We start from the raw sequence: 23,708 nt of genomic DNA, 5'->3' as shown, positions 1-23,708 counted from the left end.
AATTATAAAAACAGAAAGGAAGGACAATTAATGAAAAAGTTATTGACAGGCAACGAAGCCATAGCACTTGGAGCATATGAAGCAGGTGTTCATTACGCAGCTGCATATCCTGGAACACCAAGTACTGAAATATTGGAAAATATTGCTCCATATAAGGAAATAACAGCAGAATGGGCACCAAATGAAAAGGTAGCAGTAGAATCTGCCATTGGTGCGTGCTTTGCAGGAGCAAGAACTCTGACGGCCATGAAACATGTAGGCCTTAACGTTGCTGCAGATCCGTTTTTCTCAATTGGATATACAGGAGTTAATGGAGGTATGGTACTAGTAAGTGCTGATGACCCGGGACTTCACTCTTCACAAAATGAACAGGATAACAGATATTATGCAAGAATGGCAAAGGTAGCAATGGTGGAACCAAGCAACAGCCAGGAATGCAAGGACATGGTAAAAACAGCTCTTGAAATAAGCGAAAAATATGACACTTTGGTTATGATCCGTATGACAACAAGGGTATGCCACAGCAAGTCCATAGTTGAAACAGGTGAAAGAACAGAAGTTCCAATAAGAGAATACAAAAAAGACGCTCAAAAATATTTGATAGCACCGGCTGTTGCAAAACAGCTTCACATTAAAGTTGAACAAAGACTTAAAGAGCTTGAGAAGTTCTCCAATGAAACGGAATTAAACTTCATTGAATGGAACGATAAAAAAATAGGAGTGGTATCAGCGGGCGTGGCATATCAGTATGCAAGAGAAGTGTTCGGTGATTCTGCTTCATATTTAAAAATTGGTTTTTCATTCCCTCTTCCTATGGAAAAAATCAAAAAATTTGCAGAAGAAGTTGAAACTCTTTATGTTGTTGAGGAACTGGAACCTTTCATGGAAGAACAAATCAGGGCTGCAGGAATCAATTGCATAGGAAAAGATAAAATTCCTAACACATGGGAACTTAATCCGGACATTGTAGAAGAAACATTGTTTGGTACAAAAAGAGAAACAATTGACTACGACAAGACAGTTGCTGTGGGAAGACCCCCAACTCTTTGCGCAGGATGTCCTCACAGAGCTTTTTATTATGAATTGTCAAAGAGAAAGAATGTAATGATTACTGGAGACATCGGCTGTTACACATTAGGCGGGGCTGAGCCTCTTAATGCAATGGACACAGTTATATGCATGGGAGCCAGCGTAAGCATGGCACATGGAGCAAAGAAGATGTTTGAAAAAGCTAATGTTGAAAAACGCCTTGTAGCAACAATAGGAGACTCCACATTCTTCCATTCGGGAATGACAAGCCTTCTTGATGTTGTTTACAACAAAAGCAACACAATAACATGCATACTTGATAATAGAATAACTGCAATGACAGGACACCAGGAAAATCAGGGAACCGGATTTACTCTTCAGGGAGAAACGGCTAAAATAACTGACATAGAAAAAGTTGTAAGCGCTCTTGGTATAGATCACATAAAGACAGTTAATCCTTTGAACAATGCTGAAATGAAAGCTGCACTTGATTGGGCTTTTGCACTTGACGAGCCGTCTGTAATTATTTCAAGATATCCATGTGCACTTAAAAAATACTCTGAAGCTGACATAGAAGAGTTCGGACCTATCAGTGGTGTATGCGAAGTTGACCACGAAAAATGCATAGGCTGCAAAAAGTGTGTAAGCACAGGCTGCCCTGCAATTTATTTCAATAAGTCAATTAAGAAGTCAAACATAAACAAAGTTCAGTGCGTAGGCTGCAAGTTGTGTATGCAGGTATGTCCTGTAAAAGCTATCAGTAAGGTTGGTGATAAATAATGGATACTAAAAATATTTTATTAGTAGGCGTTGGAGGTCAGGGAACAATACTTGTGAGCAAAATTTTATCTACAGGACTCATGGATGCAGGTTATGATGTTAAAATGTCAGAAATACACGGTATGGCTCAAAGAGGAGGAAGCGTTTCAACCCAGGTAAGATATGGCGAAAAAATATATTCTCCCATTATAGGCAGTGGCCAGGCAGATATCCTTGTTTCATTTGAAACAATGGAAACCATGAGATGGCTGGAATTTTTAAAACCTGACGGAGTTGTTGTTGTAAATGATTATGAAATACCTTCAGCTCCCATACTTACCGGAAAAGCAGATTATCCTCAGGGCATAATTGAAATGGTAAGTGATAAAGCCAGAACAAAAGTTGTAAATGCTGCAGATATTTCTGAAAAATTGGGAAACATGAAAGTAATGAATGTTGTTCTTTTAGGGGCTCTTGTAAAAATGATGAACCTCACAGACATAGACTGGGAAAAGGCAGTGAGAGCTTCTGTAAAGGAAAAGTTTGCAGATCTCAATGTAAAGGCATTTAACGCAGGCATGGAAGCAGTAAGTTAAAAACAAAAAGATGAAGAAAGGCAGAATTATATGAGCTACAAAATATTGGCTATAAACCCGGGTTCAACTTCCACGAAAATAGCGTTGTACGAAGATGAAAAGGAAATTTTTACTAACACTATTAATCATCCTGTAGAATTAATAGATAAATTTGAAAATGTTGAAGACCAGCTGAACATGAGAAGGGAACTGGTTATGTCAAACCTCAGGGAAAAAGGATTTGACATAAAGGATTTATCATGTGTTGTTGCCAGAGGGGGAATGCTTCCTCCGGTAAAATCGGGAGCATACATAATAAATGATCTCATGATTGACAGGGTTGAAAACAGACCTGTCATGGAACATGCTTCAAATTTGGCAGCTCCAATTGCCTATGGCATTGCAAAGAAAGCAGGAGTTACTTCTTATATCTATGATTCTGTAATGACTGATGAATTTACGGATATTGCGAGAATATCAGGAATGCCCGATATTCCAAGAACCAGTTCAAGCCACGTTTTAAACACAAGGGCCATGGCTATTAAGGCGGCCAAGAAACTTGGAAAAAGATATGATGAATTAAACATTATTGTGGCTCATCTTGGCGGCGGCATATCCATAAATCTTCATAGCGGCGGACAAATAATAGATCTTGTTTCTGACGACGAAGGTCCGTTTTCACCTGAAAGGGCAGGAAGGGTTCCATGCAGGGAGCTTATAAACCTGTGCTACTCCGGTAAATATGACAAAAAAACAATGCAGCGAAAATTAAGGGGAAACGGCGGACTTAAGGCTTACCTAAACACTCTGGATGCAAGGGACGTTGAAAAAATGATTGCAGAAGGGAATCAGGAAGCAAAAACAATTTACGAAGCCATGGCTTATCAGATTGCCAAGGGAATAGGAGAGCTGGCTACGGTTGTAGAAGGTAAAGTTGATCTCATAATACTTACAGGAGGCATTGCCCATTCAAAGATGCTTACTTCATGGATTGAAAAACGCGTGGCTTTCATAGCGCATGTTGAAATAATGCCGGGAGAAAATGAAATGGAAGCTTTGGCTTTCGGTGCCTTGAGAGTGTTAAGAGGAGAAGAAACAGCAAGAGAATATACAGAATAAATAAGACCCGCAATTGCGGGTCTGTTTTTTTGCCTGACTGGAATATATTGTTTTGTTCATATTAAAGCGTACAAATGACATAAACACATATGGATAGTTCGTGACAATACGAAATATAAAATACAATATTTTAAAAAATGAACACAAAACCAGTTGACAAACATTTTTATATTTGTTATCATGTACTTGAATTTAAATGTTGAATTTTGTATAACAAAAAAGGATGGTCACATATGAACTTTGATGTTAAAAGAGTATTTGTAGAAAAAAAACTTGGATTTAACACAGAAGCTATAAACCTGCTGAATAATTTCAGAGAAAACTTACAGCTGGAAAATTTGAAGAATTTATGGATATTAAACAGATATGATGTGTCCCACATTAGCAGCGAGGATTTTGAAAAAGCTGTAACTAATGTTTTTTCAGAACCAAACCAGGACTATGTTTACTTAGATAAAATTGATATGTCAGATAATAAAATATTTGCAGTGGAATTTTTACCTGGACAATATGACCAAAGGGCAGATTCAGCGGCACAGTGCATTCAGATAATTACCGGAAAAGAAAAACCTCCTGTGAAATACGCCAGAGTAATAGTCCTTGCAGGACAACTCTCACATGAGGATGTTCAAAAAATAAAAGAATACTACATCAACCCTGTTGATTCAAGAGAAGCTGAGCTTGAAAAGCCATTGACACTGGACGAAGAGTATCCAGAACCACAGGATGTTGTGATTGTAGAGAATTTCACATACAAATCTAAGGAAGAAATAGAAGATTACCGAAAACAAATGGGTCTTGCTATGAGCACCGAGGATTTGCTTTTTTGTCAGGAGTATTTTAAAAATAACGAAAAAAGAAACCCTACTCTTACTGAAATAAAGGTTATTGACACATACTGGTCTGATCACTGCAGACACACAACTTTCTCCACCGTAATAAACAATGTAAGTTATGATGATGGCAATATTGCAGGCGAAATAAAGAAGACATTCGAAGAATACTTAAATTCCAGAAAATATGTGTACCAGGACAGGAAAAAGGACATATGCCTCATGGACCTGGCCACAATAGGAGCCAAGGAACTGAAGAAAAAAGGACTTTTAAATGACCTTGAGGAATCGGATGAAATAAATGCGTGCAGCATTGTAATAAATGCAGACATAGACGGTAAAAATGAAGAATGGCTGCTTATGTTTAAGAATGAAACACACAACCATCCTACAGAAATTGAGCCTTTCGGAGGAGCAGCAACATGTCTTGGAGGAGCCATAAGAGACCCTCTTTCAGGAAGAGCCTACGTATATCAGGCAATGCGCGTTACAGGAAGCGCAGATCCAAGACAAAAGCTAAAGGACACTCTACCCGGAAAACTTCCTCAAAGAAAAATTTCAACAGAAGCTGCTGCCGGCTACAGCTCTTATGGAAATCAAATAGGCCTTTCAACCGGACATGTTTCTGAAATATATCATCCTGATTATGTTGCTAAAAGAATGGAAATTGGAGCTGTAATTGCAGCAGCCCCCAGAGTCAACGTAATCAGAGAAGTTCCGCAGAAAGGCGATGTTGTTATTCTTCTTGGAGGAAAAACCGGAAGAGACGGCTGCGGCGGAGCAACAGGCTCTTCAAAGGAACACACTCAGGAGTCAATTCTCGCATGCGGCTCTGAAGTGCAGAAGGGAAATGCTCCTACAGAAAGAAAGATTCAAAGGCTCTTCAGAAACCCTGAAGTGAGCAAACTCATAAAAAGATGCAATGACTTTGGTGCCGGCGGAGTTTCCGTTGCCATAGGAGAACTGGCTGAAGGACTTGACATAAGACTTGATATGGTTCCCAAAAAATATGAAGGACTTGACGGCACTGAACTGGCCATATCAGAATCTCAGGAGAGAATGGCTGTTGTTGTGAGAAAAGAAGATGCTAAAAGGTTTATAGACCTTTCTAATGAGGAAAACCTGGAAGCAACAGAGGTTGCCGTTGTAACTGATGACAGAAGATTAAAAATGACTTGGAGAGGCAAGGAAATTTTAAACATAAGCAGGGATTTCCTTGACACAAACGGCGTTAAGCAAAATGTTGATGCTTTCATAAAAGAACCTCAGGCATTTGATACTAAAAATGTTACAGAAGATGTGAAAGCAAGATGGCTTCAAAACCTTACGGATTTGAACGTGGCATGCCAGAAGGGTCTTGTGGAACGTTTTGACTCAACTGTGGGAGCAGCAACAGTATTGATGCCATTTGGAGGAAAAACACAGCTTACACCTTCTGAAGGAATGGCTGCTAAAATTCCGGTGCTAAATGGTATAACAAACACATGCTCTCTCATGGCTCACGGATTCGATCCATATCTTTCAAAGAAGAGCCCTTATCACGGTGCAATGTATGCGGTGATTCACTCCGTTGCTAAAATAGTTGCAATGGGCGGAGATTATAAAAATGTTAGATTAACTCTGCAGGAATATTTTGAAAAGCTGGGTAAGGAACCTGAAAGATGGGGCAAAACATTAAGCGCTCTTCTTGGGGCTTTTAAGGTTCAACATGAACTTGACATCCCGGCCATCGGAGGTAAGGACAGCATGTCCGGAACATTCATGGATTTAAATGTTCCTCCAACACTTGTTAGCTTTGCAGTATGCGTATCAGACGTACGAAACACTGTATCTGCTGATTTCAAAAAACCGGGCAGCAGAGTAGTGCTTGTGAAAATCAAGAAGGATGAAAACAACATTCCGGATTTTGATGACATTAAAAACAAATATTCAAAAATACATGATGAAATTTTAAAAGGAAGCGTATTAAGCGCCCATACAGTCGGATATGGCGGAATAGCAGCTGCAATTTCAAAGATGACTTTCGGTAATGAAATAGGATTTAAAGCTAATGAAGGATATGATGTGAATGATTGTTTCACAGCAGATTATGGCAGCATTATTCTTGAAGTAAAAGAAGATGCGGAAATAATGACTGAAGCTGTGGTGCTGGGAAATACCACTAACAGCAATGAAATAAAATTAAACAACATTTCCATAAACCTGGATGAAATGAAAAATACATGGATAGAGCCATTAAACAGCATTTATCCCATTAAATGCGACGTTTCCGGGTCAATAAAACACTATTCATATACTGGCGGAAACATTGTTAAGTCTTCTATATCATTAGCAAAACCTAAAGTATTCATTCCGGCATTTCCCGGGACAAACTGCGAATTCGACACAAAACGAGCTTTTGAAAGAGCAGGGGCACAGGCAGAAATATTTGTTTTCAGGAATTTAACAACACAGGACATCAAATATTCAATTGAGCAGATGAACAAAATGATCAGAAATTCACAGATCATTGCATTCCCCGGAGGCTTCAGTGCCGGAGACGAACCTGAAGGTTCAGGAAAGTTCATTGCAGCCGTATTTAAAAATGAAATATTGAAGGATGCTGTCATGGATCTGTTAAAGAACAGAGACGGACTGATTATTGGAATTTGCAACGGCTTCCAGGCACTTATAAAGCTGGGACTTGTGCCATTCGGCGAAATTGTTGACATGAAGGATGATTATCCTACTCTCACTTACAACAAAATTGCCCGACATATATCAACATTTGCAAAAACAAAAATTGTTTCAAATCTTTCACCTTGGCTTAACGGATGCAGTGTGGGAGATACTCACTACATGCCTCTGTCACACGGAGAAGGAAGATTTGTGGCTAACGAAGAATGGATACGTAGACTTAAAGAAAACGGACAAATTGCAACCCAGTATGTTGACGAGAACAACAACCCCACATATGACGGACTGTACAATCCAAACGGCTCGATTGATGCAATAGAAGGAATAACAAGTCCTGACGGAAGAATTTTCGGCAAGATGGGTCATTCGGAAAGACGTGACAAAGACACATATTTAAATATACCGGGCAACAATAATCAGATGATTTTCGAATCAGGCGTAAAATATTACAAATAACAGGAGGAACAATGAAAGTAGCTATTATAATGGGAAGCGATTCAGATTTTCAGGTAGTGGAAAAAGGATACAACATACTGAAAGATTTCGGAGTGGAAGTTGACGTGAGGGTTATTTCAGCTCACAGAACTCCGGATGAGGCAATTAATTTTGCTAAAAATGCAGAACAAAACGGATATGAGCTTTTAATAGGAGCAGCAGGAAAAGCTGCTCATCTGCCGGGAGTTCTGGCAGGATGTACTCCTCTTCCGGTAATAGGAGTTCCAATACGTTCAACAGAACTTGACGGTTTGGACGCACTTCTTGCCATAGTGCAGATGCCTCCCGGAGTTCCTGTTGCAACAGTTGCCATAAACGGTGCAGACAATGCAGCTTTGTTGGCAGTACAGATTCTTTCAATAAAATACGAAGACTTAAGAATGAAGTTCAAGGAATACAAAAAACAAATGGCAGAAAAAGTCATTGAGAAAGATAAAAAATTAAGCGAAAAATTAGCAAACAACTAAAAACAAATTTAATAAAATTTTAAAAATAATCGGAGGATACCATGGAAAAATTAGAAATGATTTATGAAGGAAAAGCAAAGAAAGTTTTCAAGACTGACAACGAGAAACAATACATTGTTGAATACAAGGATGATGCTACAGCATTTAACGGAATAAAAAAGGGAACTATAGTAGGAAAAGGCGTTGTAAACAATAAAATGTCTGCCGCATTGTTTGCTCTGTTAGAAGAAGAAGGAATTCCAACTCATCAGATAGAACTTTTAAGCGACAGGGAATCACTTGTTAAAGCAGTTAAAATACTTCCTCTTGAAGTAATAGTAAGAAATGTAGCTGCCGGATCTCTGGCAAAAAGACTCGGACTTGAAGAAGGCGTTGAAATGAAAAAGACAGTTCTTGAATTTTCTTACAAGAACGATGAGCTGGGCGATCCCATGATTAATGACTACCACATTCAGGCAATGGAATATGCAACAGATGAGCAGCTTGATACAGTAAAAAGCTATGCATTAAAAGTAAATGAAGTATTGAAAAAATTCTTCCTTGAAATCAACATTAAACTCATAGATTTCAAACTTGAGTTTGGATTGTACGAAGATAAGGTAATTCTTGCAGACGAAATTTCTCCTGACACATGCAGACTCTGGGATGCAGATACAAACAAGAAACTTGATAAGGACAGATTCAGAAGAGATTTAGGCGGCGTTGAGGAAGTATATCAGGAAGTTCTTGAAAGAATAAGCAAAAAGAAATAACAGTACAAGGAGACAATATGCAGGATATAATATTAGATGACAAGCTGCATGAGGAATGCGGAGTGGTGGGAGTATTTTCAGGCAATCCTGATATAACATCACAATTGATTTATTACGGATTGTTTGCGCTGCAGCACCGTGGACAGGAAAGTGCCGGCATTGCAATCAATACCGGAGGAAAAATTCAATTTCACAAAAATATGGGGCTTGTTTCTGACGTCATGACCAGCGATGTTATTCAAAGGTTATCAGGCGGAATTGCCATAGGTCACGTTAGATACTCCACATCAGGAGGAAGTGAAATTGAAAATGCTCAGCCTCTAGTTGTAAGGTATAAAAATGGAACGCTGGCTCTTGCACACAACGGAAATCTTGTAAATGCTGATAGTCTTAGAAATATTCTTGAAGACAGCGGAGTTATTTTTCAAACTTCCATAGACACTGAAGTTGTGGCAAACATGATTGCAAGAAATGCAAACGGAGATGTTTTGAAGTCAATCAAAAATGTGATGGAAATCATAAAGGGAGCATTTGCCTTTGTAATAGCTACTGAAAAACAGCTTATAGGCGTGAGGGACCACTTTGGCCTAAGACCTCTTTGTCTTGGACAAAGACCTGACGGCGGATACCTGCTTGCTTCTGAAAGCTGCGCCATAAATGCCATGGGCGGAGAGTTCATAAGAGACATTGAGCCTGGAGAAATAATAATCATAGATGAAAACGGAATCGAAAGCATAAAAAGCAGCAAGTACGCACAACAAAAATCATGTATTTTCGAATATGTTTATTTTGCAAGACCTGACAGCACCATCGACGGGGTGAATGTATACCAGTCAAGGTACAACGCAGGAAGAATTCTTGCTCAGGAAGCTCCCGTGAAGGCAGATCTTGTATTCTGCGTTCCTGACTCTGGAACTCCAGCTGCCATAGGATATGGCAATGAGCTTGGAATACCTTACGGACTTGGCCTCATTAAAAACAGATACGCAAAAAGAACATTCATTGAACCAAGCCAGGAACTTCGTGAAGAAGGAGTTAAAACTAAGTTAAGTGTTAACAAGGAGCTTGTGAAGGACAAGGTTGTTGTAATGATTGACGACAGCATTGTAAGGGGAACAACAACAAGACAGCTTGCCCAGATGGTAAGGGATGCAGGAGCAAAGGAAGTACATGTGAGAATTGCTTCTCCACCTGTCACTCATTCATGCTTCTTCGGTATAGATACACCGTTCAGAAGCTACCTTATAGGAGCAAACAAGTCAGTTGACGAGATGAAGGACTATATAAAAGCTGACAGCCTTCATTTTTTAAGCATGGAAGGACTTATTAAATCAACAGGTTCTGACAGAGGATTCTGCCTGGCATGTTTGAACGGTGATTATCCAATGGAAGTTCCAAAATTCGATTAGAGGAGATTGTTATGTCTGATAAATTAACATATAAAGATTCCGGTGTAGATATACACGCAGGATATGAAACTGTTAGGCTCATAAAAGATTACGTGAAGAAAACATACACTAAGGGAGTTATGTCTGACATAGGCGGTTTCGGAGGAATGTTCGGCATTGATAAAAATGAATATGAAGAACCGGTGCTTGTTTCAGGAACTGACGGCGTTGGTACAAAGCTCATGATCGCATTCAAGACTGATGTCCATGATACAATTGGAGAAGATGCTGTTGCTATGTGCGTGAACGATGTTATTTGTCAGGGAGCAAAACCATTGTTTTTCCTTGACTATATAGCAACAGGAAAACTGGACCCAAGAAAGGCAGCAGACATTGTAAAAGGTGTTGCAAACGGCTGTATCAAGGCCGGCGCTGCCCTCATCGGAGGAGAAACTGCTGAAATGCCTGGTTTGTACGGTGAAGGCGAATATGATATAGCAGGTTTTTGTGTGGGAATAGTTGACAGGAAAAAAATTATAGATGGATCAAAAATTGTAGAAGGGGATGTGCTCATAGGAATTCCTTCAAGCGGATTCCATTCAAACGGATATTCACTTGTAAGAAAAGTGTTCTTCGACCACAAAAACTACAATGCAGATGATTATGTTGAAGAGCTTGGATGCACTCTTGGAGAAGCTCTTTTGACTCCTACAAAAATATATCCGAAACTCATATTGGATCTTATATCAAAGTTTGAAATAAAGGGAATGTCCAACATAACCGGAGGCGGTTTCTATGAGAATATTCCAAGAATGTTCCCGGAAGGCATAACAGCAGACATTGAAACAAAAAACATAAATGTTCTTCCTGTATTCAAACTTCTTCAAAGAGAAGGGAATGTTGACATTGATGAAATGTATTCAACATTTAATATGGGAATAGGAATGGTTCTTGCTGTATCAAAAGACACAAAAGATGATGTTATGGAATATTTGAAAAATCAGGGAGAAGAGCCTGTTGTCATAGGTTACACATCAAGAAGGGAAGGCGGACTGAAAATATGCCACAACTAAAAATAGGTGTATTGATATCAGGTTCCGGAACTAATCTTCAGTCTCTCATTGACAATGTTGAAAACGGGCAAATTGACGGAAAAATAACTGTGGTTATTTCTAATAAAATTGATGCCTACGGACTTGAAAGAGCAAGAAAGCACAACATTAAATCAGTGTTTGTAGATCAGAAAAATTATCAGGATTCAGAGATTTACAATGAAGCAGTTATAAAGGAGCTTAAAAGCAACGGAGTCGAGCTTGTTGTGCTTGCCGGATATCTGAAAATTTTATCCCGTAATTTCATAGAAACATACAGAAACAGAATTATCAACATTCATCCATCCCTCATACCGTCATTTTGCGGCAAGGGTTACTATGGGCTTAAGGTACACGAGGCGGCTGTAAACTACGGTGTCAAAATAAGCGGGGCAACAGTTCATTTCGTTGACGAAGAAGCTGATTCCGGTCCCATAATAATTCAGGAGACAGTAAAGGTAGACTTTAAAGACACTCCTGAAAAGCTTCAGAAAAAAGTGCTTAAAATAGAACATAAAATACTGCCACAGGCTGTGAAGCTTTTTTGCGAAGGAAGGCTTGACGTTGTAGGAAGAAAGGTTGAAATAAATTAAGAATTAAGTAATTAAAATTAAGAATTAAGAGTTAAGAATGAAGAATTAAGATTTAAGAATGAAGAATTAATAGTTTAAATAAGAATTTATAAACATTATGCTAAAGCAGTTCAAAGTTATTTTATACGAATGATAATAATAAGGAGTTGGTTATTAAATGAGAGCTTTAATAAGTGTGTCAGATAAAAATGGAATAGTTGAATTTGCAAAAAAACTTCAGGAACTTGGAGTCCAGATAATTTCAACGGGAGGAACACACAAGACTCTTGAACAAGCAGGGGTTAAAGTTACAGGAATTTCTGAAGTCACTGGTTTTCCGGAATGTCTTGACGGAAGGGTGAAAACATTGCATCCAAACATCCATGCAGGACTTCTTGCAATGCGCTCCAATCCGGAACACATGAAGCAGCTGGAAGAACTTAAAATAGAAACAATCGACATTGTTGTAGTAAATCTGTATCCTTTCAAGGAAACAATTTTAAAAGAAGGCGTAACAAGGGAAGTTGCCATAGAAAACATAGACATAGGCGGACCTACAATGCTTCGCTCTGCTGCCAAAAACTATCAGGATGTGGCAGTTGTGGTTGACCCAAGGGACTACGACCTAGTAATTGATGAACTTAAGTCAGGCAATGGTATCTCTCTTGACACAAAATTTTATTTATGTTCAAAGGTTTTTGCACACACTGCCCATTATGACACATTGATTGCAGCATATATGAAAAGAGAACGTCAAGACAACAATCTACCTGAAACATTCACCATGACTTTTGAAAAGGTTCAGGAAATGCGCTACGGCGAAAACCCTCATCAGAAGGCTGCCTTCTACAAGGAAGTGGTTAATACTGACGGACTTCTTTCATCAGCTGTGCAGCTTCACGGAAAAGAGCTGTCATTTAACAACATCAATGATACAAATGGAGCTCTTGAGCTTTTAAAAGAATTTGAAGAACCAACTGTTGTTGCCTGCAAACATGCAAATCCATGCGGTGTAGGCACCGGTGAAAATGTTTATGAAGCATATGTTAAGGCATACAATTCGGATCCTACTTCCATTTTTGGCGGAATTGTTGTAATGAACAGGGAACTGGATGAAAAAACAGCCGAAGAAATCAACAAAATATTTGTTGAAATAGTTGTTGCCCCTTCTTACAGCGAGAAAGCACTTGAAATACTTAAATCTAAGAAAAACATAAGATTGCTTGCAATTGAAAACATAACTACAAAACAAGATGAAAATTCCTATGACCTAAAAAAGGTTGCCGGAGGAATCCTTGTTCAGACAATTGATTCAAAGCTTCTGTCTGGAGAACTTAAGACTGTAACAAAGAAACAGCCTACTGAACAGGAAATGAAAGATCTCATCATGGCATGGAAAATTGTTAAGCATACTAAATCAAATGCCATTACAATAGTTAAAAACGGACAGTCCATAGGCATCGGACCTGGACAGGTCAACCGTATATGGGCATGCAAACAGGCAATCGAACATGCAGTGGAATTTTTGGGAGAAGACAGCCTCAAGGGAGCAACACTTGCTTCAGATGCATACTTTCCGTTTTCAGACTGCGTAGAAGCAGCTGCAGAGGCAGGTATTACAGCAATAATCCAGCCGGGAGGCTCCATAAGAGACAATGATTCCATAGAAGCATGCGACAATCACAACATGTCAATGCTTTTCACAGACATGAGACACTTTAAACACTAAAAAATTCAATTAAGAATGAAGAGTTAAGAGTTAAGAATTAACTCTTAATTTATATAATGGAGGTTTTTATGAAAATTCTTGTTGTAGGCAGCGGAGCAAGAGAACACACCATATGCTGGAAGCTTAAACAAAGCAAAAGAGTATCAAAGCTTTATTGTGCTCCCGGTAATGCAGGTATAGGGCAGATAGCTGAAATTGCAGACATAAAGGCTGAAAACCTGGAAGAATTAACAAAATTTTCAGCTGACAACAAAATAGATTTAGTTGTTGTGGGACCGGAAGGACCATTGGTCAACGGTCTTGTAGACATGCTTACGGAAAAAGGAATTAAAGCCTTCGGACCGGTAAAAAAAGGAGCAAGGCTTGAAGGAAGCAAGTCATATTCCAAGGACTTCATGAAAAAATACAACATACCAACTGCAAAGTACGAGGTTTTTGAAAATTCTCATCAGGCTCTTGAAGCATTGAAAAACTTTGACGTTCCAGTGGTAGTAAAAGCAGACGGACTTGCTGCAGGCAAGGGAGTTCTTATATGTGAAACAAAACAAGATGCTGAAGAAGCAATTAAAAGCATAATGAATGACAAGCAGTTCGGAGAAGCTGGCGATACTGTTGTAATTGAAGAATTTCTTGACGGAACAGAAACCTCTCTTCTTTGTTTTGTTGACGGCAAAAGAATTGTTCCAATGGAAAGTGCAAGAGATTACAAAAAAGCTTATGACAACGACAAAGGTCTTAACACAGGAGGGATGGGAAACTTTTCTCCAAACCCCATCTACACGGACGAGCTGAACCACTATATACAAAAAAATATAATAGACAGAACACTTCAGGGCTTCCATGGGGAAGACATGAATTTTAAGGGTGTGCTGTTCATAGGTTTGATGATTAAAAACAATCAGGCAAAAGTTCTGGAATACAACACACGCTTTGGAGATCCTGAAACTGAATCTGTTATTCCAAGGCTTAAATCAGATCTTGTTGATATTATGGAAAAGTGTATTGAAGGAAATTTGTCTGCTGATGATTTGCAGTGGAAAAATGAAAAAAGCGTTACAGTAATCCTTGCTTCAGGTGGATATCCTGAAAATTATGAAAAGGGCAAAGAAATAACAGGACTCGAAGATGTTGACAGTGATATCATAGTTTTCCATGGAGGAACAAAGCTTGTGGGAGGGAAAATACTAACAGACGGCGGAAGAGTCATGGCAGTTACAGCACTAGGCAATACCCTTGATGAAGCTAGAGAAAAAGTGTATAAAAATATACCTAAAATACATTTTGAAAAAATGGAATACAGGACTGACATTGCTAAATTGTAAAGAAAATTACTAGAGCTGTAATCATCCTTAGGTTGATTACAAAGTAACTTTTGACGTTGTCATTCTGAGGGCGCAGCCAGAAGAATCTCATGTTCTCAATTAAAGATGAGATCCTTCACTAACGTTCAGGATGACAGCGTCGAAGTTTCTATAGTCTGAGGATGATTTATCATCCTTTTTTTTATTTTTAATCATTATGACAGCCTGGGCGAATATATTTATAATATATATTTATTTGGAGGTTGCCATGCGCATACATACGGTTCAAAAGGGTGAGGCATTATGGAAAATTGCCGACTTTTATAAAACTGACATAGAAGATATCATGGAAGCAAACGGTCTTGTCAATCCAGAGATTCTATTGGTAGGACAGCCGCTTTTGATTCCTGAAGACATAAGGGAACATACAGTGATATCAGGTGATACAATATGGAAAATTGCCGAGAGCTATGGTGTTCCTGTTCAGGAGCTTTTGTGGGAAAACCGGATAATGACACCTGATACCATATATCCTGGGCTGGTTTTGAAAATTCCTGAAAAAGAAAAGCCGGTAATAGATGTGAACGCGTTTACTTATATTTTAGGAGATGATGCCATACCTGTTGTTCAGGGAGCAGGAGATAGTCTTACTTATTTAAGTCCTTTTGCTTATCTCATCAATGAGGACGGAAGCCTTGTAGAAATAGATGATGAACCTGCCATAGGGGAAGCAATAGCCAAAGGAGTTGTTCCCATGATGTCCATTGTTAACTTCACAAGAAATGTCAAGGGAGAAAATATAGCTAAAATAATATTGAACAATCCGGAAATAGTGGAAACTGTGCAGAACAATATTTTAAACACCATGAGGGATAAAGGATACAGAGGACTTAATATAGATTTTGAATATGTTTTTCCAGAAGACAGGGAAGCTTACAACAGATTTCTTGAAAGCACCGTAAACAAGCTTCATGAAGAAGGATATTTTGTATCAACAGCTTTGGCTCCAAAAACAAGCGCAGAACAAAGGGGCCTGTTGTATGAAGCCCATGATTATGCAGAACACGGCAGACTGGCTGATTTTGTTGTGCTCATGACTTATGAGTGGGGATGGAGAGGTGGTCCTCCAAGAGCAATTTCTCCTATAAATGAAATAGAGAAGGTGCTGGATTATGCTGTTACTACAATTCCAAGAGAAAAAATACTCATGGGTTTTCAAATATACGCAAGGGATTGGAAGCTTCCTTTTGTTCAAGGTCAGGAAGCAGAAACCATAAGTGTTGAGGAAGCAATGAACAGGGCATATAGACACATGTCTGAAATCAAATATGATTTTGTAAGCCAGTCACCGTACTTTCGCTACACAGACGATGAAGGAAATGCTCATGAGGTATGGTTTGAAGATGCAAGAAGCGCCCGTGCAAAATTTGATGTTGTGAAGGAATATGGCCTCAGAGGCTTAAGCTACTGGGGACTTGGTTATCCATTCACTCAAAACTGGGTGCTTCTTGATGATACTTTTGATGTAAGAAAGCTCTAGATTTTTACAGATAGATTTTTTGTACTCCATTTAGGCAGTCTCATAACGTTGATTATGGGAACCAGGTAAAGAAATACTGCATATGGAATTGCTCCTGCATCAACGGACAATGTTGCAAGGGGCACCGCTATGGCAATGCTCCAGGGAAAAAGCTCGGCTGTTAAAATTACAGTGTTTTCAATGTCTATTGACAGATGCTCTTTAGTCAGACCCTTTTTTTCGTAAATTTTGTTCATGAGCTGTTCTGTAAGCAGTATGGGAAGCGTCTGATTGCAGCAAAATGCGCAAGTGGCAAGGCTTGTGAACAACGTTGTAAGGTATACTCCTATTTTTTCGCTCATTTTTACCAGAAATCCCTGTATGTCGTTAAGCATGCCGGTTCCTTCGAAAATACCAGAATAAGAAGAAGCTATAAGAACAATGAATGAAACACTCACCATGGATAACAGCCCCCCTCCGGATATTATTTTTGCCAGTGAGCTTTCCGGATTCAGGTGAAATCCAAACAGCATGGTGCGCAGCAGTTCATAAAGCTTAATATCCTGCACAGTAAGGCAGATTATAAATGCTGTTATGATGCTTACAAGCATTGATATTTTTACATTCTTTTTCATTATTGCAAGAAAAAATATGACGAGAGCAGGAATTACAGTTACAAAGCTTAAATTGAAATAAGATGCAATTTCATTCAGCAGTTCTGTGTTTTTTGTGTTGAGAGGGTATTTTCCTGACAAAAAAATGTAAAAACAAACAGTCATCACAAAGGGAATCAGCCCAGTAATAAACATGTTTTTAACGTTTGTGTACAAATCTGTGTCTGTGACCACAGCTACAAGATTGGCACTTGAAGAAGTGGGAGAGCACCTGTCTCCAAAAAATGCTCCAGACACAATTGCTCCTGCAGCAGCATATGTGTTAACTCCTCCGCTTTTTGCAAGGACTATGAGAACAACCCCAATTGTTCCGCATGTTCCAAAGCTTGTTCCAAGGGCAAAGGAAACCACACACGTAAGAAGAAATGCAAACAATATGAAAAAGTCAGGATTCATAATTTTTGTTCCGTAGTACACAAAAAATGAAATGGTTCCGGAAGCTCTCCACAATGCGGTTATCATGCCTATAAGAGCGAAAATCGGCATGAGTGAGAGGGCTTTTTTCATTCCCTTAATATTCATTGCTGCAATGTTTTTAAGGCTGTGGCCTCTTTTGTACGCAACCATAGAAAAAGCAGCCATTCCTATAAGAAGCGGATAAATAGTTGATATGCCTTTTGAAATGCTTAAAACAAGTGAAAGGGTAAATATGATAACAGCAATTAAAAAGTCCATGATATTCTCCTATATTTAATATATATATTATATAATCAATTTTAGAAATTACAATATCATATAAAAAAATAAGACTGTCAGTCCAGCATACTGACAGTCTTATTTTACAATTATATTAGGAGATTTCCTGTTATAAGATATTAGCTTATTTTAGGTATTGTCATTCATATGATTATTATAATATTCAGTTGTGAAGAAATTATGTAGAGAGTACATCTTCATAATTTCTTCATTAATCCAGGTTAATATTAAATAAAAAACTATAAGAGGATGTAATTATGGGATGCTGCGGAGGACCAAGACCAAATAAAATTTATTCTTTCAAGGAATATTTCATTACAACTATTGTTATTATTGCCATAGTTTTATTAATTTATTATCTAAAAAAATAATTCTAAAATTTAAATCAAAAAAAATTCAAGAGGTGGATAATGGGTATAAAAAAAGAGAAGATTAAAGTATATGATATGACCTGTTCTTCCTGCGAAGCAAGAGTTGAAAATGCAGCCTTAAAAACGGAAGGCGTACTGAAAGCAAAAGCAAGCTTCACAGAGCAGTATCTGGACATAGAGTATGATGATGAAAAAGTAAAAGTAAAAAAAGTTAAAGAAGAGATACTTAATGCAGGATATTCAACAGAAAAATCAGATCTTAAGTTTTTTGGAATATTAATAATTGCAGCAGCAGTTGCAATGCTTGGATTCAACACAAGCGGATTTAACATGGAAGGATTTCTCCAAAATGCATCATACGGTGTTTTGTTCCTTGCAGGTGTGCTAACATCTATTCACTGCGTAGGAATGTGCGGCGGAATAATGCTTACTCAAAGCATTTCAGCAGAAAGCAGCAATAAGTTTGAAGCCATTAAACCAACACTTTTATATAATTTGGGAAGGGTCATTTCTTACACAATTCTTGGAGCTATAATAGGAGCAGCAGGTTCAGCTTTTTCTCTTTCAATAAAATCTAAAGCAGCTGTGCAGATAATTGCAGGGGCATTTATGATTATGATGGGATTTAATATGGCAGGTTTTGGAATGTTTAGAAAATTTCAGTTGCACATGCCAAAATCTTTTTGTAAGATAAAAAGTAAGCATTCATCTCCATTTGTTGTGGGACTGCTTAACGGACTCATGCCATGTGGACCGCTGCAGACTATGCAGATATTTGCACTGGGTACATCAAGCCCTGTAAAGGGAGCTTTGGCCATGTTTGCATTTTCTTTGGGTACAGTTCCATTGATGCTTGCATTTGGAGGTTTGTCAGGACTTCTGAGCAAGGGATACACAAAGAGGCTTCTAAAAATGAGCGGAGTTCTTGTAATTGTGCTCGGACTGATTATGGGAAACAGAGGGTTTGCCATAATTGGAATTTCTCCGGCAAATGTATTTGCCTTTGATAAAGTAGAATCATCAGGCGAAAACACAAATCCAAATGTTGCCAAGGCTGTCATGGAAGATGGTGCACAGGTAATAAGGATGACGGTAAACAACAAAGGATTTGTTCCAAATGCATTTTATGTGCAAAAGGGAATACCTGTAAAATGGATTATTGACGGCAAGGAATTAAACACATGCAACAATGCCATAATAGTTCCTTCCATGGACTTGCAAAAAGTTGTTAAAAGCGGTGAAAACATCATAGAATTCACTCCATCAGATAAGGATATCAGTTTCAGCTGCTGGATGGGAATGATAGGTGGAGTAATAAGGGTTGTGGATAAGCTTGATACAGTTGATACAACAGTTGAAGACCCATCTCTTCCACCACCTGCGGTTTCTCCTGACTGCTGCAAGCGTCCACTGAATGAAGAAGAGCAGGTAGATGTAAGCAAAGAGAGTATCTACGGAGATGATATAACAAAGGTGCCAACGGAAATGCTCATAGGAAAATCTGAAGAAAACAGCCTTAAAATTGAAGGCATTGGTTATGAACTAAAACCACTTATTTCGGTTGTGAAAAGCAATGAAACAATAGAGACTGAATTTAATCTGGATGAATTTGACGATAAGATTGGAGAGTTTTTAGTGGTTGATGGAAGTACTGGCGAAACAGTTGCTTCATTTGATGGAACATCTGGTTCAGGCAAGGTTAAGTTTACATCTGGTGAAGACGGAATTTATGGTATAATAAAAGACGGAGCCGTACTTGGTGTAATTAAGACAGTTGAGGATCTTGAGAGTGCAGATCTTGAAGAAATTAGAAACAGCATGATTCTGCAGTAAAATAATTTATATGGAGAGAAAATGAACAGCATTTTAATAATTGAAGATGATGAAAGAGTAGCTGATGTAATAAGAGCATACCTGGAAAGGGCAGGCTACAAAGTGTTTTGGACAGCAAAAGGTATTGACGGTATAGACATTGCCAGAAAAAACAAAATAGAACTGATTATTCTTGACCTTATGCTTCCCGACATGAGTGGGGAAGAAGTGTGCAAAATAATACGACTGGAGTCTGACGTGCACATTTTCATGCTAACGGCAAAGGGAACACTGGACAACAAAATCGAAGGCTTAAACATAGGTGCTGACGAGTACCTTGTTAAACCTTTCAGCCCAAGAGAACTTACTGCCAGGGTCAATTCGCTGTTCAGAAGACTTCACAAGGACACTGGAACATCTGAAGCTGTTTATGACGATAAAAACTTATCAATAAATTATGAAAAACGTACAGTAATGTTAAAAGGAACAGAAGTTTCACTCACACCTAACGAATTTGACATTTTGTACACTCTGGCTGTAAGCAAGGGAAAGGTTATGTCAAGGGAACAGCTCATAGATAAAATATTTGGCTATGATTTTGACGGATATGACAGAACTGTTGATGTGCACATTAAGAACATAAGAAAGAAAATAGAGGAAGACACAAAAAATCCCAAGTATATAATTACTGTCACAAAGGCAGGTTATAAATTCGGCGGTGATCAAAATGCATTCAATTAGGAGAAAAATAGGAGTATTGCTTACTGTTTCATCAGCAGCAGCAATACTTCTTATTATGATTTTTGTAAATTTAACCATGAACAGCATTTTTGAGGAATACATGCTGGAAGTTCAAAACAAAAGGTATGAAACAATCACAACGTACCTGGAGGAAGAATACGAAAAAGAGGGCCAATGGTCCGAAAATACAGGCATAGAGCTCATGCACAACGCCTACATGAGCAATTACAATCTGACGCTGTACGACAAGGACAACAAGGCAATATGGGGAATGAATCCCAATGACATAAGGAATAAAGTAAACCTGGGACAAATGATGGTTCAGGACCAGGGAGTATACACAACTAAAAAATTCGAACTCCATTATAAAAATGAAGTTGTGGGATATGTTGAAGTGGGACAATACTCGCCTTTGCTGATGACAGAAGAGGATATTCAGTTCAAAGCATCAATCAATAAAAGTATTGTTGCAAGCGGAGCTATGACAGTCATTATAATTACAATACTAAGCTTGTATTTTTCAAAGCAGTTTTCTGCTCCAATCAAGGAAGTAGCAAGCATGTCTGTAAAATTATCAAAGGGTGAATTTGAAGCCAAGACAAATAGCACCAGCGATGTGAAAGAAATTGAAGACTTAAGAAGCAGCGTCAACATTCTGGCTGAAAAGCTGAACAAACAGGATATGTTGAGAAAACGTCTGGTTTCTGATATTTCCCACGAGATACGAACTCCTTTAAATGTCTTGCAGAACAATCTTGAAGCTATGATTGATGGAGTGTTCCCTGTAACTTCAGAAAGGCTCTCCGGATTAAATGATGAAATAGTAAGGTTTGGAAAACTTTTGAACAACCTTGACTTGTTGAAGGATTTTGAAGCAGAAAGCATGAAACTAAGTTTTCATGCACTTAAACTTGACCAACTGCTTGAAAATTTAGTAAGTGAACTAATTATGGAAGCTGACAGCAAAAATATAACTCTTTCTTTTTCAAAGGAAAATGAAAAAAGCTACATTGTATCAGGAGATGAAGACAATTTAAAGCAGGTATTCTTCAATCTCATCCACAATGCCATAAAGTTTACTGGAAGCATGGGAGAAGTTTCTGTAAATCTATACAGCAGGAACAAAAAAATATATGTTGAAGTTAAAGACAACGGCATGGGAATTTCAAGGGAGGACATTCCTTATATTTTTGAGAGATTTTACAGGGCTGATAAAAGCAGGCACAAAATAGAAGGCAACGGAGTAGGGCTTACAATTGTAAAAAACATTCTTGATCTTCATACAGCTTCAATTGAAGTTATGAGCAGTGAGAACAAAGGAACGTTGTTCACAGTTATTTTTGATGACAAAGAAGAATAATATTGATAAATTGAAAAATATGGTTTAAGATTGTGCCATAAGGTACAATATCAAACCATAACAAAGGTTAATATTCCAAAACTATTTAATTCTGGAATGATATTGTTCCATTATTAAATGGTTTTTTGATTTTTTGCTATGAATTATATTGAATTTTGAACATGAAATGGTTGGCACGATATATGCTATATTAAGATAGGAGACATTATGGAAACTAAAAAAATAAAACTTACAGCTTCTGAAGACAGGCCGCATTTGACATATGAAGCATTAAGCGTTCTTCACAAATATGATGTTGGCTTAATTTGGATGGAAGTGTATGCTTATGTGGCATACATAAAACTCATGCCTGTAGAAGATGATGTATGGGAAAAAATTAAGGATGAGCTCAACAGTTTAAAGGGATGGGACAGTCTGGAGGAAATTGAACTGTTTCCATTCGAGGAAAAAAACACTGAGTTAAAAAAAGTTCTTGATGTAATACCACACGGTGTGACACTGCTTAGCAGGACAGGAGATATCAAGTATGTAAACGATTACGCCGCTGAAAAAATTTTTATGACAGCAGGCAAGGACATAACAGGAGTAAATATACGCAAGTACATGGATTATGACAAACTCATTTCTTTCTTTAATAAAAAGGGAAAGAACGTTATGGCAAAGGACACCATGGAAATAGGAACTCAGTTATATCAAGTTAACTTGCAGCCAATCATCAATGAAGAAAACGTTTTAAGCAGTTATCTTATCTCTTTTTATGAAATGGACAACACAAGTTTCAGCAGGTATGACAATCCCATAACATTTGACGACATAGTTGCTGAAAGCAACAAGATGCTCCAAGTAATTAACCAAGGGAAACTTTATTCTAAATCTGACTCGCCGGTCTTAATAACCGGAGAAAGCGGTACAGGAAAAGAACTTTTTGCCAGAGCCATTCACAATGAAAGCAGAAGAAAATCAAAACCTTTTATTGCCATCAACTGTGCAGCCATACCAGATCAGCTTTTGGAAAGCGAGCTGTTTGGATATGAAGGAGGAACATTCACGGGAGGCAGAAAGGAAGGCAAGGCAGGAATATTTGAAATTGCCGGTGGAGGAACAGTATTCCTCGATGAAATAGGCGACATGGCACCGCACCTTCAGGCAAAGCTTTTACGGGTTCTCCAAGAAAAAAAGGTACGAAGGGTTGGAGGAGCAAACGAAGTTAATTTTGACGTAAGGCTGATTTCAGCAACAAATCAAAATATCGATCACATGGTTAAGAACAAGGAATTCAGGCTTGATCTCCTGTTCAGGATAAATATTTTCAACATAAATATTCCTCCTCTCAGGGAAAGAAAAGAAGATTTGCCCATTTTATTTGAGCATTTTGCAGGAATCCATTCAAGAAGGTACCATAAATACATAAAAGGAATTGAGCAGAATGCCATGAGGAAGCTTTTAAATTACAATTGGCCCGGAAATGTAAGAGAATTTCAAAATGTACTTGAAAGAGCTGCTGCACTTTCAACTTCAGAAGAAATTACTTCAAAGGACATAATGCTGAACTATGACATTGTTCCGGAAGAAGAAACATCAGGTACATCTCTTAAGGACTGCATTGAAAGTCTTGAAAAAAGAAAAATAACTGAAAGTCTCAAAGTGAACAAAAGCATCAGAGAAGCAGCTAAAAACCTTGAAGTAACACATACGTTATTAATCAACAGGATGAAGAAATACAATATCGATAGAAATAATTTATAAATT

17 protein-coding genes are annotated in these 23,708 nt (G+C 38.1%); 16 read left to right on the top strand and 1 reads right to left on the bottom strand.

Going from position 1 to position 23,708, the window contains the following annotated elements; all coding sequences use genetic code 11:
* Positions 1-30: 30 nt before the first annotated feature.
* The 12 genes from iorA to LY60_RS04850 all read left to right on the top strand — a co-directional run bounded on the left by iorA (position 31) and on the right by LY60_RS04850 (position 16,326).
* Positions 31-1,809 (top strand): indolepyruvate ferredoxin oxidoreductase subunit alpha, encoded by a 1,779-nt coding sequence (gene iorA / locus LY60_RS04905; protein ID WP_145080766.1) that lies wholly within the window; start codon positions 31-33, stop codon positions 1,807-1,809.
* Positions 1,809-2,384, top strand: a complete 576-nt coding sequence (locus LY60_RS04900) for an indolepyruvate oxidoreductase subunit beta (protein WP_145080763.1) — start codon at positions 1,809-1,811, stop codon at positions 2,382-2,384. Before iorA ends, LY60_RS04900 begins: the two co-directional genes overlap by 1 nt.
* Positions 2,385-2,414: 30 nt before the next feature.
* Positions 2,415-3,482, top strand: coding sequence for a butyrate kinase (gene buk / locus LY60_RS04895; protein ID WP_145080760.1), 1,068 nt, complete (start codon positions 2,415-2,417; stop codon positions 3,480-3,482).
* 233 nt (positions 3,483-3,715) lie between these two features.
* Positions 3,716-7,447, top strand: a complete 3,732-nt coding sequence (locus LY60_RS04890; RefSeq protein WP_145080757.1) for a phosphoribosylformylglycinamidine synthase — start codon at positions 3,716-3,718, stop codon at positions 7,445-7,447.
* 11 nt (positions 7,448-7,458) lie between these two features.
* Positions 7,459-7,953 carry a 5-(carboxyamino)imidazole ribonucleotide mutase gene (purE, locus tag LY60_RS04885; RefSeq protein ID WP_145080754.1) on the top strand — a complete coding sequence of 165 codons (495 nt, stop codon included), beginning with the start codon at positions 7,459-7,461 and terminating at the stop codon, positions 7,951-7,953.
* 41 nt (positions 7,954-7,994) lie between these two features.
* The gene (gene purC / locus LY60_RS04880; protein ID WP_145080750.1) at positions 7,995-8,705 is read left to right on the top strand and encodes a phosphoribosylaminoimidazolesuccinocarboxamide synthase; all 711 of its coding nucleotides are present in this window, start codon (positions 7,995-7,997) and stop codon (positions 8,703-8,705) included.
* A gap of 17 nt (positions 8,706-8,722) precedes the next feature.
* On the top strand, positions 8,723-10,114 hold the full coding sequence (purF, locus tag LY60_RS04875) for an amidophosphoribosyltransferase (RefSeq protein WP_145080747.1): 1,392 nt from the start codon (positions 8,723-8,725) through the stop codon (positions 10,112-10,114).
* Positions 10,115-10,125: 11 nt separating this feature from the next.
* On the top strand, positions 10,126-11,166 hold the full coding sequence (gene purM / locus LY60_RS04870; protein WP_145080744.1) for a phosphoribosylformylglycinamidine cyclo-ligase: 1,041 nt from the start codon (positions 10,126-10,128) through the stop codon (positions 11,164-11,166).
* On the top strand, positions 11,154-11,777 hold the full coding sequence (gene purN, locus LY60_RS04865) for a phosphoribosylglycinamide formyltransferase (RefSeq protein ID WP_145080741.1): 624 nt from the start codon (positions 11,154-11,156) through the stop codon (positions 11,775-11,777). The genes purM and purN overlap by 13 nt, the downstream gene beginning before the upstream one ends.
* 157 nt (positions 11,778-11,934) lie before the next feature.
* Positions 11,935-13,485, top strand: coding sequence for a bifunctional phosphoribosylaminoimidazolecarboxamide formyltransferase/IMP cyclohydrolase (gene purH, locus LY60_RS04860; RefSeq protein WP_145080738.1), 1,551 nt, complete (start codon positions 11,935-11,937; stop codon positions 13,483-13,485).
* 68 nt (positions 13,486-13,553) lie between these two features.
* Positions 13,554-14,807: a phosphoribosylamine--glycine ligase gene (gene purD / locus LY60_RS04855; RefSeq protein ID WP_145080735.1), complete on the top strand. Its 1,254-nt coding sequence runs from the start codon at positions 13,554-13,556 to the stop codon at positions 14,805-14,807.
* A 247-nt stretch (positions 14,808-15,054) separates the two neighbouring features.
* Positions 15,055-16,326: a glycoside hydrolase family 18 protein gene (locus tag LY60_RS04850; protein ID WP_145080732.1), complete on the top strand. Its 1,272-nt coding sequence runs from the start codon at positions 15,055-15,057 to the stop codon at positions 16,324-16,326.
* Here LY60_RS04850 and LY60_RS04845 read toward each other — a convergent pair.
* Positions 16,323-17,654 carry a Na+/H+ antiporter NhaC family protein gene (locus LY60_RS04845; RefSeq protein ID WP_145080729.1) on the bottom strand — a complete coding sequence of 444 codons (1,332 nt, stop codon included), beginning with the start codon at positions 17,652-17,654 and terminating at the stop codon, positions 16,323-16,325. The genes LY60_RS04850 and LY60_RS04845 overlap by 4 nt on opposite strands.
* A gap of 431 nt (positions 17,655-18,085) precedes the next feature.
* Between LY60_RS04845 and LY60_RS04840 the strand changes: the two genes are divergently transcribed.
* The 4 genes from LY60_RS04840 (at position 18,086) to LY60_RS04825 (ending at position 23,705) form a co-directional block, all read left to right on the top strand.
* Positions 18,086-19,879, top strand: a complete 1,794-nt coding sequence (locus tag LY60_RS04840; protein ID WP_145080726.1) for an urease accessory protein UreH domain-containing protein — start codon at positions 18,086-18,088, stop codon at positions 19,877-19,879.
* A 21-nt stretch (positions 19,880-19,900) separates the two neighbouring features.
* Entirely contained in the window at positions 19,901-20,599 is a 699-nt protein-coding gene (locus tag LY60_RS04835) for a response regulator transcription factor (RefSeq protein ID WP_145080723.1), read from the top strand.
* Positions 20,586-21,959 (top strand): HAMP domain-containing sensor histidine kinase, encoded by a 1,374-nt coding sequence (locus LY60_RS04830; RefSeq protein ID WP_145080720.1) that lies wholly within the window; start codon positions 20,586-20,588, stop codon positions 21,957-21,959. The genes LY60_RS04835 and LY60_RS04830 overlap by 14 nt, the downstream gene beginning before the upstream one ends.
* A 207-nt stretch (positions 21,960-22,166) precedes the next feature.
* Complete coding sequence (locus LY60_RS04825; protein ID WP_145080717.1) at positions 22,167-23,705, top strand: sigma-54 interaction domain-containing protein; 1,539 nt, start codon at positions 22,167-22,169, stop codon at positions 23,703-23,705.
* Positions 23,706-23,708 lie beyond the last annotated feature (3 nt).

The organism is Sedimentibacter saalensis (assembly GCF_007830175.1).
GTDB classification, from domain to species: domain Bacteria; phylum Bacillota; class Clostridia; order Tissierellales; family Sedimentibacteraceae; genus Sedimentibacter; species Sedimentibacter saalensis.
Note: the sequence above shows the minus strand (reverse complement) of the source record. Positions and strands in the feature narration are given on the sequence as shown.

Coding starts and splice junctions, on each gene's coding strand:
- iorA (WP_145080766.1), top strand. CDS start 31: ATGAAAAAGTTATTGACAGGCAACGAAGCCATAGCACTTGGAGCATAT.
- LY60_RS04900 (WP_145080763.1), top strand. CDS start 1,809: ATGGATACTAAAAATATTTTATTAGTAGGCGTTGGAGGTCAGGGAACA.
- buk (WP_145080760.1), top strand. CDS start 2,415: ATGAGCTACAAAATATTGGCTATAAACCCGGGTTCAACTTCCACGAAA.
- LY60_RS04890 (WP_145080757.1), top strand. CDS start 3,716: ATGAACTTTGATGTTAAAAGAGTATTTGTAGAAAAAAAACTTGGATTT.
- purE (WP_145080754.1), top strand. CDS start 7,459: ATGAAAGTAGCTATTATAATGGGAAGCGATTCAGATTTTCAGGTAGTG.
- purC (WP_145080750.1), top strand. CDS start 7,995: ATGGAAAAATTAGAAATGATTTATGAAGGAAAAGCAAAGAAAGTTTTC.
- purF (WP_145080747.1), top strand. CDS start 8,723: ATGCAGGATATAATATTAGATGACAAGCTGCATGAGGAATGCGGAGTG.
- purM (WP_145080744.1), top strand. CDS start 10,126: ATGTCTGATAAATTAACATATAAAGATTCCGGTGTAGATATACACGCA.
- purN (WP_145080741.1), top strand. CDS start 11,154: ATGCCACAACTAAAAATAGGTGTATTGATATCAGGTTCCGGAACTAAT.
- purH (WP_145080738.1), top strand. CDS start 11,935: ATGAGAGCTTTAATAAGTGTGTCAGATAAAAATGGAATAGTTGAATTT.
- purD (WP_145080735.1), top strand. CDS start 13,554: ATGAAAATTCTTGTTGTAGGCAGCGGAGCAAGAGAACACACCATATGC.
- LY60_RS04850 (WP_145080732.1), top strand. CDS start 15,055: ATGCGCATACATACGGTTCAAAAGGGTGAGGCATTATGGAAAATTGCC.
- LY60_RS04845 (WP_145080729.1), bottom strand. CDS start 17,654: ATGGACTTTTTAATTGCTGTTATCATATTTACCCTTTCACTTGTTTTA.
- LY60_RS04840 (WP_145080726.1), top strand. CDS start 18,086: ATGGGTATAAAAAAAGAGAAGATTAAAGTATATGATATGACCTGTTCT.
- LY60_RS04835 (WP_145080723.1), top strand. CDS start 19,901: ATGAACAGCATTTTAATAATTGAAGATGATGAAAGAGTAGCTGATGTA.
- LY60_RS04830 (WP_145080720.1), top strand. CDS start 20,586: ATGCATTCAATTAGGAGAAAAATAGGAGTATTGCTTACTGTTTCATCA.
- LY60_RS04825 (WP_145080717.1), top strand. CDS start 22,167: ATGGAAACTAAAAAAATAAAACTTACAGCTTCTGAAGACAGGCCGCAT.